This window comes from Flavobacterium sp. IC2-16, from assembly GCF_055521455.1.
Map to the genome: position 1 here is coordinate 2,394,034 of NZ_CM145480.1, position 13,542 is coordinate 2,407,575.

The following is a 13,542-nucleotide window of genomic DNA, read 5'->3' on the forward strand; positions in this document are numbered from 1 at the left end:
ATGCAATCACTTGTTGGAACCGGAGTTGCGTTAGTAACCCCATTTAAAAAAGATTTTTCTGTAGATGTCGAGGCGCTTAAACGAATAGTAAATCATGTTATAGAAGGTGGTGTAGAATATTTGGTAGTTTTAGGGACTACCGCTGAATCGGCTACACTAACAGCTGATGAAAAAGAATTGGTTATTGCAACGATAAAAGAAGCCAATAACGGGCGTTTGCCTTTGGTTTTAGGTGTTGGTGGTAATAATACGTTGAAAGTTGTTGAAGAACTTAAAACAAGAGATTTCTCTGGGTTTTCAGCAATTTTATCGGTGTCTCCTTACTATAATAAGCCAACACAGGAAGGTATCTATCAACATTTTAAAATGGTTGCAGAAAATTCGTCACTTCCTATTTTGTTATATAATGTTCCTGGCCGTACCGCAAGTAATATGTTGCCATCAACGGTATTGCGTTTGGCTAACGATTTCAAAAATATTGTCGGGATTAAAGAAGCTGCAGGTGATATTGTACAAGCTATGAAAATAATTGAAAACAAACCTAAAGATTTCTTAGTGATTTCTGGAGATGACATGATTACTTTACCCATGGTGTTAGCTGGTGGAGCTGGAGTTATATCGGTTATTGGTGAAGGTTTTCCAAAAGAATTTTCGGAGATGGTTCGTTTAGGATTACAACGCAAAGTCGATGAAGCTTATAAATTACATTACTTGTTAGCCGATAGTATTGATATGATTTTTGAACAAGGAAATCCAGGAGGAATTAAAGCAGTTTTTAAATCGTTAGGACTTTCTGAAGATACAGTTCGTTTGCCATTGGTAAATGTAAATGCAGATTTAGCTAAAAGAATTGATGATTTTGTAAAGAAAATTGTAAATTAGTACTATTGAGTAATTCGTAAAAATAAAGTTATGTTGTCAAAAACTATAGAAGCTGCAATTAATAATCAGATAAAAATAGAAGCTGACTCATCACAAATTTATTTGGCAATGGCTTCTTGGGCAGAGGTACAAGGTTTTGAAGGAATTTCAACATTCATGTACAAGCAATCTGAAGAAGAAAGACTCCATATGCTTAAACTGATAAAGTATGCAAATCAAAGAGGGGGTGAAGCTAAAATTCCTCAAGTAATGGAGCCTGTACTGGATTGTTCCTCTTTTAAAACCTTATTCACGCAATTGTATGAGCATGAAGTAATGGTTTCGAAAAGTATTAATCAGTTGGTTCATATTTCATTACAAGAACAAGATTATGCGACTCAAAACTTTTTACAATGGTATGTTTCTGAACAAATTGAAGAGGAAGCAACAGCCCGAACCATTCTGGATAAAATCAATCTCATTGGGGATGATAAAGGTGGTTTGTATCTCTTTGATAATGATATGAAAAGTTTTACAGGAGAGAATAATAAAAACACAATTTAGTGTTTAATTATAAAATGATGTTAAAGATGTCTGATTACGGACATCTTTTTTGTTTTTTTGGCAAAAAAAAGATTTTGAAATCTGTAATTAATCACTAATTTTGCAGTTGCTTTGGTGGAAAGTTATCTAAGCAATACAAACAATTCAAATAAAACAATGAACAAACTTTTATATATTTTCTTTTTTTCGTTACTTTTTATATCGTGTAGTCCATACCAAAAAGCTTTAAAATCGGAAGATTTAGCCTTTAAATATGAAGTGGCTACCAAAAAATACGAGCAAGAAAAATATACAAAAGCCATTAGATTATTTGAACAACTAGCTGGGCCTAACAGAGGAAAACCTCAAGCTGAAAAGTTGTTTTACATGTTTGCGCAATCGTATTACAAAACAGAACAGTATTATTTAGCAGCATATCAATTTGATGCAATTGTGGCGGGTTATCCAAAAAGTGAATACAAAGAAGAAGCTTCATTTTTGGCAGCAAAAAGTTATTCTAAACTTTCTCCGGTGTATTCTTTAGATCAAACCGATACGGATAAAGCTATTGATAAGCTTCAGAACTATATTAATACTTATACCGATTCTCCTAATTTCGCAGAAGCTAATACACTAATTGCTGAATTAAGAGATAAGTTAGAGAAAAAAGCATACGAAATTGCAAAGCAGTATAATACGATATCCGATTATAAATCGGCTATCAAAGCACTAGATAATTTTGTTTCGGATTATCCTGGAACTAAATATAAAGAAGACGCTTTGTTTTATAAATACGATTCCGCTTATAAATTAGCAATAAACAGTATTCCTTCAAAAATGGAAGAACGTTTGAATTATGCTAAAACAACGTATTCAGGTTTAATACGATTCAAGGAAGATACAAAATACAGAAAACAAGCTGATGATATGTTGGCTGATATTGATAAACACTTACAAAATTTTTCTAAATAAAGAAGATCATGGATTTAAAGAAAACAACAGCTCCTGTAAACACAGTTACTTATAATAAAAGTAAAATTGAAGAGCCAACAGGTAACATTTATGAAGCGATTACCATTATGGCACGCAGAGCTAATCAAATTAATTCCGAAATCAAAAAAGAATTGATTGATAAATTAGATGAATTTGCTACGTATAATGACAGCTTAGAAGAAATTTTTGAAAATAAAGAGCAAATAGAAGTTTCTAAGTTCTATGAAAAATTACCTAAACCACACGCTTTAGCAGTTCAAGAGTGGTTAGATGGTAAAATTTACTACAGAGAATCTAACTAATACTATTATGTCTGTTTTAAGCGGTAAAAAAATTCTACTCGGCGTGTCCGGAGGCATAGCCGCTTATAAATCAGCTATATTAGTACGTTTACTCATAAAAGCAGGTGCTCAGGTTCAAGTAATCATGACACCTGCTTCTAAAGATTTTGTTACTCCTTTAACATTATCTACATTATCTAAAAATCCTGTTTATTCTTCTTTTTTTAACGATGAAGAGGATTCAAACCACAAGGGGGAACCTGTAAAGCAAAACGCCGAATGGAATAACCATGTGGAATTCGCATTGTGGGCCGATTTGATGCTTATTGCTCCGGCTACTGCCAATACTCTCTCTAAAATGGTAAATGGCAATTGCGATAATCTTTTAATTGCAACCTATCTTTCTGCTAAATGTCCTGTCTATTTCGCTCCGGCAATGGATTTAGACATGTACAAGCATCCTTCTACATTAGCAAGTTTTCATGCTTTAAAAGAGTTTGGAAATATTATAATTCCTGCCGAATCGGGTGAATTGGCAAGCGGACTTTCCGGTGAAGGGAGAATGGCTGAACCAGAAAACATAGTTGCTTTTCTTGAAAAAGATATCGAAGCGAAATTACCCTTACGAGGTAAAAAAATATTAATTACAGCCGGTCCAACTTATGAAGCAATCGATCCGGTTCGCTTTATCGGAAATCATTCTACCGGAAAAATGGGATATGATATTGCTCAAGCTGCAGCCAATTTAGGTGCTCAGGTAGTCTTGGTTTCAGGGCCTACACATTTGCAGGTTAAAAACAGTTCAATAGAACTTATTAGGGTAACTTCTGCTTTAGAGATGTATACCGTTTGTCATCAGTATTTTGAAACTGTGGATGTGGCAATTGCTGCTGCTGCGGTTGCAGATTACCGACCTAAAAATGTTGCACCTCAAAAAATAAAAAAGAATGATGCTTCGTTACTAATTGAACTTGAGAAGACTAACGACATTTTAGCTTCTCTTGGGAATAGTAAAAAAAATCAATTTTTAGTTGGTTTCGCATTAGAGACTGAAAATGAAATTGAAAATGCAAAATTGAAAATTCAGAAAAAAAACCTAGATTTGATAGTTCTGAATTCTTTAAATGATGAAGGAGCTGGTTTTGGTAAACCAACCAATAAAGTTACTTTTATAGATAAAAATTTTGTCATCGAGCCGATGTTGTTGAAATCGAAAGAAGAAGTGGCTCAGGATATATTAACTAAAATTATACAGCATTATGCGTAAATGGATTGTAATAGGCCTTTTGTTTTTTCAGTATTTGAGTTTTTCTCAAGAGTTAAACTGTACTGTAAAAGTAAACTATGCTCAAATTACGAATGCCAACGTACAAATATTCAAAACCCTCGAGCGCTCTTTAGCCGAGTATATAAACAACACAAAGTGGACAGCTAAAAATGTGGCTGCAAACGAAAAAATAGATTGTAGTATGTTTATAACGGTTAACAGCTACGATTCTAACAACTTTTCTGCTTCAATTCAGGTGCAATCGTCTAGAATAATTTATAATTCTAGCTACTCGTCGCCGGTTTTTAATTTTAACGATAAAGATTTTGATTTTCGTTATATCGAATACGAGCGATTGTTGTACAACCCAAACAGTTACGATTCTAACTTACTTTCTGTGGTTTCGTTTTACGCTAATGTAATTATTGGCTTAGATGCCGATACTTTTTCGAATCAAGGTGGAACTAAATATTTCGAAGCTGCATCAAATATTGCAAACTTAGCACAGAGTAGTGGTTCTAAAGGCTGGGTGCAAACCGAAAAAAAACAAAACCGGTATTATTTAATTAACGATTTACTTTCTAATACATTTACTCCATACAGAGAAGGATTATATCAATATCATTATTTGGCGTTAGATAAAATGGCCGATAATCTAAAAGAAGGAAAAGAAAAAGTTGCCACAGCTGTAAAAACAGTAGCTAAAATTCAGGAAGTGCGCCCAAACTCTCTTTTGGCACGTGTTTTTTTTGATGCAAAGGCCGATGAGATAGTTAGCATTTTTTCCGGAGGTCCAAATGTAAACATAGCCGATTTAGTAGACACATTAAATAGGGTATCTCCATTAAATACTTCGAAATGGAATGCTATAAAATTTTAAATTTGTGTTTATAAACTAATTCAAACACAAAGATGCTGATAGCACTATCCATTAAAAATTTTGCCTTAATTGAACATTTGGAAATTTCTTTTTCCGACAAGTTTTCTATTATTACGGGTGAAACTGGTGCGGGTAAATCAATTTTATTAGGAGCTTTAGGATTGGTTTTAGGTAAACGTGCCGATTTGAACTCCCTAAAAGATAAAGATCAAAAATGTGTTGTAGAAGCTCAATTTAAGATTGATGGTTACCATTTAACCGATTTTTTTAAAACGAACGATCTTGATTACGAAGCTATTACTATTATTAGACGCGAAATATTACCTTCTGGTAAATCGAGAGCATTTATTAACGATAGTCCGGTTAACTTAACAGAACTTCAGGAATTAGGTGATTTTTTAATTGATATTCATTCACAACACCAAACACAAGAATTGTATCATGAAGAATATCAATTGGAGATTCTGGATGCAGTTGCCAATAATGCCTCTCTTTTAGACGAGTACAAACAGAATCTGATTCAATATAAAGCGCTCATCTCACAACTTAAGAAGCTAAATTCTGAAAAGGAGAATTTATCGAAAGAAGCAGATTATCATTCGTTTTTGCTTTCCGAATTGCTTTTAGCTCAATTGAAAGCTGGAGATCAGGAAGAGTTAGAGCAAATTCAGGAAAAACTCAGTAATATAGAGTTTATTCAGGAAGCTATTCATAAATCGGCTCTGATAGGAAATGATGAACAAATTGGAATTCTTCAAAATTTAAAAGAAGTAAAATCATCGCTTCAAAAAATAGCGTCACTTTCACCAGATTACCAATCGTTATTTGATCGAGTTTCCAGTGTTACGATTGAGTTTGATGATATCTTAAAAGAATTATCTAATCAATCGGATAAGCTAATTAATGACCCGGAACAATTGGAATTGGTTAACCAAAAACTACAACTAATTTATTCGCTTCAGAAAAAGCATAATGTTTCTTCTGTTGAAGAACTATTAGTGATTCAGCAGGAATTGGATGAAAAAGTAGTTTTGTCTGATACCTTAGATGCTACTCTTTTGAAAATTGAGACAGAAATTGCCGCGAAGAAAACTGTTTTAGATGAGTTTGCAGATAAAATTTCTAGTAACAGAATACAAGCGGCTCCTACATTAACCAATCGTATAGCCGAGATTTTAGCTCAATTAGGAATGCCAAATGCTAGATTTCAATTTGAAATTATACAGAAAGATCATTTTAATTTATCAGGTAAAGATGAAATTCAATTGCTTTTTTCTGCTAATAAAGGAAGCGATTTCGGATTGCTTAAGAAAGTAGCATCGGGTGGTGAAATGTCCAGAATTATGCTGGCGGTTAAATCGATATTGGCAAATTATTCAAAATTACCAACAATTATTTTTGATGAAATTGATACAGGAGTTTCTGGGGAAATCGCTCATAAAATGGGAGATATTATGAAAACCATGAGCGAATCGATGCAGGTTTTTGCAATAACACATTTGCCACAAATTGCTGCAAAAGGTCACCAGCATTATAAAGTTTACAAATCGGATGCCGGAGAAAATACAGTGTCCGAATTAAAATTGCTTGATGAAAAAGAACGAGTAATAGAAATTGCCGAAATGTTATCTGGTAAAGACATTTCAGATTCAGCCCTTAATCACGCCAAAGCTTTATTGAATTAAATTTTTTTGACTTACTTTTGTTAGACTTTTTTAAACAAACTACAAACCAAAATAGATTAAATTAAAAATTAGGGACATGATTATAGAACCTAGAATGCGAGGATTTATTTGCTTAACAGCTCACCCGGTTGGTTGTGCGCAAAATGTGAAAAATCAAATCGAATATGTCAAATCGAAAGGTAAAATTAACGGACCAAAGCGTGTATTGGTAATTGGAGCTTCAACTGGTTTTGGTTTGGCTTCAAGAATTACAAGTGCTTTTGGTTCTGACGCTGCTACTATTGGGGTGTTTTTTGAAAAACCACCAATGGAAGGAAAAACAGCTTCTCCTGGATGGTATAATTCTGCAGCATTTGAACAAGAAGCTACTAAAGCAGGTTTATATGCGAAAAGTATAAATGGTGATGCTTTTTCTAAAGAAGTAAAACAACAAACTATCGATTTAATTAAAGCCGATTTAGGTCAGATTGATTTGATTATTTACAGTTTGGCTTCCCCAGTACGAGTTCATCCTGAAACAGGCGTTACACACCGTTCGGTATTAAAACCAATTGGTTCAACATTTACAAACAAAACTGTAGATTTTCATACCGGAAACGTGTCTCAAGTTTCTATTGAGCCAGCCAATGAAGACGATATCGCAAATACTGTTGTAGTAATGGGTGGTGAAGATTGGTCAATGTGGATGGATGCTATGAAAGAAGCAGGTGTTCTTGCTGAAGGTGCTACTACTGTTGCTTATTCGTACATAGGACCGGAAGTTACTGAGGCGGTTTATCGTAAAGGAACAATCGGTAGAGCTAAAGATCATTTAGAGGCTACAGCCTTCGAAATTTCTGACAAATTAAAAGACATCAAAGGGAAAGCATATGTTTCGGTAAATAAAGCCTTGGTTACACAAGCGAGTTCTGCCATTCCAGTAATTCCGTTGTATATTTCATTATTATACAAAATCATGAAAGCTGAAGGTATTCATGAAGGTTGTATCGAGCAAATTCAACGTTTGTATCAACAACGACTTTATACTGGTGGTGAAGTTCCAACAGATGATAAAGGTAGAATCCGAATTGACGACTGGGAAATGCGTGCTGATGTACAAGAAAAAATCGCTAAATTATGGGGTGAATCTACAACAGAATCACTAGTAGAAATTGGAGATTTAGCTGGATATAAACAAGATTTTCTTAACCTGTTTGGTTTTGGATTTGCCGGAGTAGATTATCTTGCGGATGCTAATGAAATGGTTCAAGTTCAAAGTATTAAATAAGGTATATTTAGTAAAAATGTTATAAAACTCACGCTTCGTCGTGAGTTTTGTGTTTTATGTCGATTATAGATAATGGTTTAGTAATAATCTTATAAATTTGTAAATCAAACTCAAATTAGAAAAACATGAAAAAAATTACTTTATTATTAACCTTATTAACATTTATTTGTTTCGAGGGCTTTGCTCAAGGCCCCGTTAGCTCATATGCATTTTCGGAATTAACCGAAACCTATGCGCAAATAACGGGAACTACATCAACAGCGGTTGGAGATGATGGTGTTCAAGACAACATAGCCATTGGTTTTACATTTAATTTTGGAGGTGTAGACTATACAACCTTTAGTATTTCTACAAATGGTTTTATTAGATTAGGTGGAGCAGTACAAGCTTCACACTGGACAAACAGTTTGTCAAATACTGCTACGCAAAGACCTTTGATAACTGCTTTTTGGGATGATAACAATTTGAGCACAGGAACAATTGTGTATTCAGTTACGGGTACTGCTCCAAATCAAATTTTATCGGTTAACTATCACAATACTAAAGTTGGTAGTACGGGATCTACTGGAGGCACTGCGGTTTCTTCAATCATTAGATTATATGAAACAACAAACGTTATTGAGGTTGTTTATGGAAGTCCGTTTACAACAACAAATACAGTGTCTGCTTCAGTTGGTTTAAATGATATGACTTCATTTTTAAGCGTAACTCCAGCTGTTGCATCGACTGTGTCCAGTGTAACCGCAAATAACAATATTAATGCGACTGTAATGGCTAATTTAGCGGGGAAAAAGTTAAGATATACTCCTCCAGTAGCTTGTACAGGAACACCTGTTGCAGGAACTGTTGCTCCAGTTAATCAAAATATTTGTTCTGGAACTACTCCAGCAAATTTAGTAGCTTCAGGGTATAGCTCTGGTGTTACAGGTTTAACATTCCAATGGGAAGAGTCGGATGACAATGGTGGTGCAGATGCTTGGGCTCCAGCTGTTGGAGGTACAGGTGCAGCTACCGCTTCTTATACTCCGCCAGCTTTTTCTGGAACGACAATTTATTACAGATTGAATGTTACCTGTTCAAATTCTGGATTATCTGCTCAAACTGCTTCGGTAAGTATTAACCCTCCAGCTAATCCAACTACTCAGGTTACAGCTTTAACTCAAGGTACTACTACATTAACAAGTATTGCTCTTAGCTGGACAAATGGTAATGGTAACAGACGTGTGGTTCACTTTAGTGATTCTCCAACTTTTACTGATCCAACAAATGGTAATGCAGCTGCTTTAACGGCTACTGCTGCTTACGCAGGTTCTGGACAACAAATTGTTTTTGATGGTACAGGTACAGGTGTTACCGTTACAGGTTTAGCATCTGGAACAACCTATTATGCTAAAGTGTATGAGTACGTTCGTTGTGGAGCAGGTCCTTACGATTACTATTATAATGTTTCATCTGGAACTAACGTTTTATCAGTAACTACTTTATCGCCTCCAGCAAATGATAACTTAGCTAATGCAATAGCGATTACATGTGGCAACACTTATACAGGGAATACAACTTACGCAACTTTAGATGAGGATAACGCTCCTGATGGTTTTGGTGCAGATATGGATGCTCCAAATGTTTGGTATTTTTACACGGGTTCAGGTTCTGCTGAAGCGGTAACTTTGAATTTATGTGCTTCGTCTTATGATACTTCTGTATTAGTTTATACAGGAACTTCTGGAAACTTAACATTGGTAGCAGGTAATGATGATGATGCTTCATGTTCTTCTGGAACACGATCGAAAGTTACTTTTAACTCAGATGGAACAACAACCTATTTAATTGCTATTGAAGGGTGGAATGTAGGTAGTGTTGGTGCATATTCAATGGATGTTACGTGTACAGCTATTAACCCACCAGCTGTTTCTAATCAAGATTGTGGAACCGCTTTAGCAGTGAATGTTGATGATACTGACACGAATTCAGATAATTCATATGGTACTGTAAATGCAACTCAACCATCTTGTGATACCTTTGGTTCTATTCAAGATGTTTGGTTCTCGTTTGTAGCTCCTTCTTCTGGAATGGTTGATTGTTTGGTAACTAATGGAACAATGACTTCTGGAAACTTTGTAGTATATTCTGGTGCATGTGGTGGATTAACTGAAGTAGCATCTACATGTAATTCTAACTATACTACGTCTGCTAGTGAGTCAATGACAGGTTTAGTTGCTGGAAATACTTATTTTGTTCAAGTATGGAGTAATGCAGCTGAGCAAGGTACTTTCACATTACACTTATCAGATCCTTCATTGGCTACAAGTGATTTCAATGTTAATGCTTTCAAAGCATATCCAAATCCTGTTAAAGATGTGTTGAATTTATCTTATATTTCGAATATTTCATCTGTAGAAGTGTTTAATATGTTAGGTCAAAATGTAATGACTAAAAATTTAAATACAACTCAAGGTCAATTAGATATGTCTAATTTAACTTCAGGTAGTTATTTGGTAAAAGTAACTTCAGAAGGTGTTACAAAATCTATTAAAGTGATTAAACAATAGTGTTTAACAGAATATATTTTAAAAGCGGCCAATGGCCGCTTTTTTTATTTAACATTAATAGGTGTTTTTGTGTAGGATAAAAACTAAAAAAAATGTAAATTGTCAAAAAAACTCAATTTAGCTTATGAAAAAAATTACTTTATTATTATTTACTTGTTTAATTAGCACTGTTGTTTCTGCCCAGTGTTTAGGGAGCTTTGAATATCCAACTCCTGCAACGGTGTCACTTAATGATGGAAATGTGCAACAGATTACAGACTGTAACTGGGGTGGAGATTATGCAACTATAACCGGATTGGTAATTGGTAATGATTATACTTTTGATAGTACTGATGGATCTGGAACGTTTTTAACAGTAACTGATGTTTTTGGAGGTGTATTGGCTTTCGGACCTTCTCCATTGACAGTTAATGGAATTACAGAGTCTGATGTACAACTCCATATTCATGTTGATGCGGCTTGTACAGATGACACTACCTGTAAAGTAACGACTATTCAATGTGTTTCCGCATCTTGTGTGCCACCTGCATTGCCAGATTGCGCAACTTTACTAGGACCAACAGATGCTTCAATAGATGTGCCTTTGGTTGCAACGGGAGTAACTCTAACTTGGGATGCTCCAACAACTGGAGGAATTCCAACTGGATATAATTTTTATTTTGGAGATAGTTTAGGAACTATGACCTTGTTAGGTGATACTCCTGACTTGACAGTAGATATTACAGGTTTGGCTTATTCTACAACATACTATTGGCAAGCTGTGCCTTATAATAGTAGTGGAGAAGCTACAGGATGTGTCGTTTTTAGTTTTACTACTGAAGCAGCTCCTGCACCACCAGCTAATGATAATTTATGTAACGCAACACCTTTAACAGTTGGTGCGCCAGCTAATGGAAGTGATTTTACATTAATTTCTGCGACTGCTGAAACTAATGAACCAGAAGGTACTTGTTTTAATAATGGTATTGATGGTTCTGTGTGGTTTAGTTTTGTTGCTCCAGCATCTGGATCTGTAGATGTGTCAACCGATTTTGCAGGAGGAACTCTTGAAGATGGAGATACTGAAATTGCTGTTTATGATGCTGCGGGTGTTAATTGTTCTGATTTATCTACTTTAGGTGCAGAATTAGGTTGTGATCAAGATGGAGGAGGAGTTAATGTTTCTTATAGTTCTTTTTTAAATGTTTCTGGATTAACTCCTGGTAACACATATTATATTCAAGTTGATAAATGGGGTAGTGCTGCTGCTGGATCTTTCGGTATTCAGGTTACAGAATTTTTAAGTACAAATTCATTCGATTTGAATAGTTTAAAAACGTATCCAAACCCAGTAAAAGACGTTCTAAATTTAACCTATTCAACTGAAATTTCATCTGTTGAAGTTTATAATATGTTAGGTCAAAAAGTACTAGGAAAATCGTTAAATATGTCTCAAGCTCAAGTGGATATGTCTGCTTTAAATTCTGGAACATATTTAGTGAAAGTTATAGCTGATGGTATGACAAAATCTATTAAAGTGATTAAACAATAATTTTTTTATTGAAATAAATTAAAAGCCACTTTTTCAAGTGGCTTTTTTCTTTTTATAGCCTTATCTTTGTTAAAATTTATTATTTGAAATGTATTTTTCATTTATTATTCCGGTTTATAATCGTCCTGATGAAGTGGAAGAGCTTTTAAAAAGTTTGTCTGTACAAGACTATCATCATGATTTTGAAGTGGTAATTGTAGAAGATGGTTCTACCATACCTTGTAGTGATGTTATAAAAAAATATGAAGATAAATTGTTTATTTCATATTTCAACAAACCTAATTCGGGACCTGGCGATTCCAGAAATTTTGGTATGAAACATGCCATGGGAAGTTATTTTCTTATTTTGGATTCCGACTGTATTCTTCCGGAGACTTATTTGCAATCTGTTGATGATAATCTTAAAGCAGGATATGTAGACTGTTTTGGAGGTCCGGATAATGCATTAGATTCGTTTTCATCATTTCAAAAGGCAATTAACTTTACAATGACTTCCTTCATTACTACAGGAGGTGTTCGTGGTGGAACAGAAAAAATAGGAAAGTTTCAACCAAGAAGTTTCAATATGGGATTGTCTAAAAAAGCATTTGAAGCCTCGGGTGGTTTTGGTAACATTCACCCAGGAGAAGATCCAGACTTAGCAATTCGATTATGGAATTTAGGGTTTAAAACAAAACTGTTTAAAAATTCATATGTTTTTCATAAACGAAGAATTGATTTTAGCAAGTTTTTCAAGCAAGTTAATAAGTTTGGTAAAGCCCGACCAATTTTAGATTCCTGGTATCCCAAATACAGTAAACCTACATTTTGGTTTCCAACGTTGTTTTTGTTCGGATTACTAATTTCATTCGGATTATGGGCTTTTGGTTTTGATTATGGGATTAAAGCTTATTTTGCCTATTTTCTGATATTATTTTGGATAGCCTCGGTAGAGACAATGAGTTTATGGATTGGCCTATTGGCTATGTTTGCAGCTTTTTTTCAGTTTTTAGGTTACGGAATTGGCTTTTTTTCGTCTTTTGTTAAGATAAGATTCTTAAAAAGAAAACCAGAAGAAGCGTTTCCCGAATTATTTTTCAAGTAAGATATGGTAAAAATTATTGGGCTTACTGGTGGAATAGGAAGTGGTAAATCTACTGTTGCAAAGTATATGGCAGAACTTGGTGTTCCGGTTTATATTGCAGATGATGAAGCCAGAAAAATTATGGATAGTCCGGAAATAATTGAAAAAGTTCAACTTTTGTTTGATGAAAATGTTGTTAAAGGCAAGCATTTGGATCGAAAAAAGATAGGTAAATTGGTTTTTTCGTCGCCTGAAAAACTTAAGAAACTTAACGAAATAATTCATCCGGCTGTACGAAAGCATTTTATAGATTGGATTAAAATGCAAAAGCACACAAAATTTGTAGTTAAAGAGGCAGCAATACTTTTTGAAAGCGGTTCCTATAAAGATTGTGATAAAATAATACTGGTATCAGCTCCAAAAAACATTAGAATTCAGCGTGTTATGGAGCGTGATGGGCTTTCTGAATCTGAAATTGTTAATCGTATGAAAAACCAATGGAGCGATGATGAAAAGTCAGAATTGAGTGATTTTGTTATTCAAAATGTTGATTTAGAATTGACTAAAGAAAAAGTACAAGAAATTCTTAAAGAATTGAATAAAATGTAAAAAGATGTGCTAA

At 34.4% G+C, this 13,542-nt stretch carries 12 protein-coding genes; all 12 read left to right on the top strand.

All coding sequences use genetic code 11. The features are described from left to right. A complete protein-coding gene (dapA, locus tag ACZ1JT_RS11090) occupies window positions 1–882 on the top strand; it encodes a 4-hydroxy-tetrahydrodipicolinate synthase (RefSeq protein WP_465093893.1) in 882 nt (293 codons plus the stop codon). A gap of 30 nt (window positions 883–912) precedes the next feature. After that, on the top strand, window positions 913–1,425 hold the full coding sequence (locus tag ACZ1JT_RS11095) for a ferritin (protein ID WP_465093894.1): 513 nt from the start codon (window positions 913–915) through the stop codon (window positions 1,423–1,425). 156 nt (window positions 1,426–1,581) lie between these two features. Beyond that, complete coding sequence (locus tag ACZ1JT_RS11100) at window positions 1,582–2,376, top strand: outer membrane protein assembly factor BamD (protein WP_465093895.1); 795 nt, start codon at window positions 1,582–1,584, stop codon at window positions 2,374–2,376. 8 nt (window positions 2,377–2,384) lie between these two features. After that, window positions 2,385–2,699, top strand: coding sequence for a DNA-directed RNA polymerase subunit omega (locus tag ACZ1JT_RS11105; protein WP_465093896.1), 315 nt, complete (start codon window positions 2,385–2,387; stop codon window positions 2,697–2,699). Window positions 2,700–2,706: 7 nt separating this feature from the next. After that, window positions 2,707–3,945, top strand: a complete 1,239-nt coding sequence (gene coaBC, locus ACZ1JT_RS11110) for a bifunctional phosphopantothenoylcysteine decarboxylase/phosphopantothenate--cysteine ligase CoaBC (RefSeq protein ID WP_465093897.1) — start codon at window positions 2,707–2,709, stop codon at window positions 3,943–3,945. Then, a complete protein-coding gene (gene porD / locus ACZ1JT_RS11115) occupies window positions 3,938–4,825 on the top strand; it encodes a type IX secretion system protein PorD (RefSeq protein ID WP_465093898.1) in 888 nt (295 codons plus the stop codon). Before coaBC ends, porD begins: the two co-directional genes overlap by 8 nt. Before the next feature lie 32 nt (window positions 4,826–4,857). Continuing rightward, on the top strand, window positions 4,858–6,510 hold the full coding sequence (gene recN, locus ACZ1JT_RS11120; protein WP_465093899.1) for a DNA repair protein RecN: 1,653 nt from the start codon (window positions 4,858–4,860) through the stop codon (window positions 6,508–6,510). Window positions 6,511–6,586: 76 nt separating this feature from the next. Further along, entirely contained in the window at window positions 6,587–7,777 is a 1,191-nt protein-coding gene (gene fabV, locus ACZ1JT_RS11125; RefSeq protein WP_465093900.1) for an enoyl-ACP reductase FabV, read from the top strand. 125 nt (window positions 7,778–7,902) lie between these two features. Further along, complete coding sequence (locus tag ACZ1JT_RS11130) at window positions 7,903–10,326, top strand: T9SS type A sorting domain-containing protein (RefSeq protein WP_465093901.1); 2,424 nt, start codon at window positions 7,903–7,905, stop codon at window positions 10,324–10,326. Between the two features lie 124 nt (window positions 10,327–10,450). Continuing rightward, entirely contained in the window at window positions 10,451–11,857 is a 1,407-nt protein-coding gene (locus ACZ1JT_RS11135; RefSeq protein WP_465093902.1) for a T9SS type A sorting domain-containing protein, read from the top strand. Window positions 11,858–11,945: 88 nt separating this feature from the next. Continuing rightward, the gene (locus ACZ1JT_RS11140) at window positions 11,946–12,941 is read left to right on the top strand and encodes a glycosyltransferase family 2 protein (protein WP_465093903.1); all 996 of its coding nucleotides are present in this window, start codon (window positions 11,946–11,948) and stop codon (window positions 12,939–12,941) included. A gap of 3 nt (window positions 12,942–12,944) precedes the next feature. Next, a complete protein-coding gene (coaE, locus tag ACZ1JT_RS11145) occupies window positions 12,945–13,529 on the top strand; it encodes a dephospho-CoA kinase (RefSeq protein WP_465093904.1) in 585 nt (194 codons plus the stop codon). Window positions 13,530–13,542: the final 13 nt, after the last annotated feature.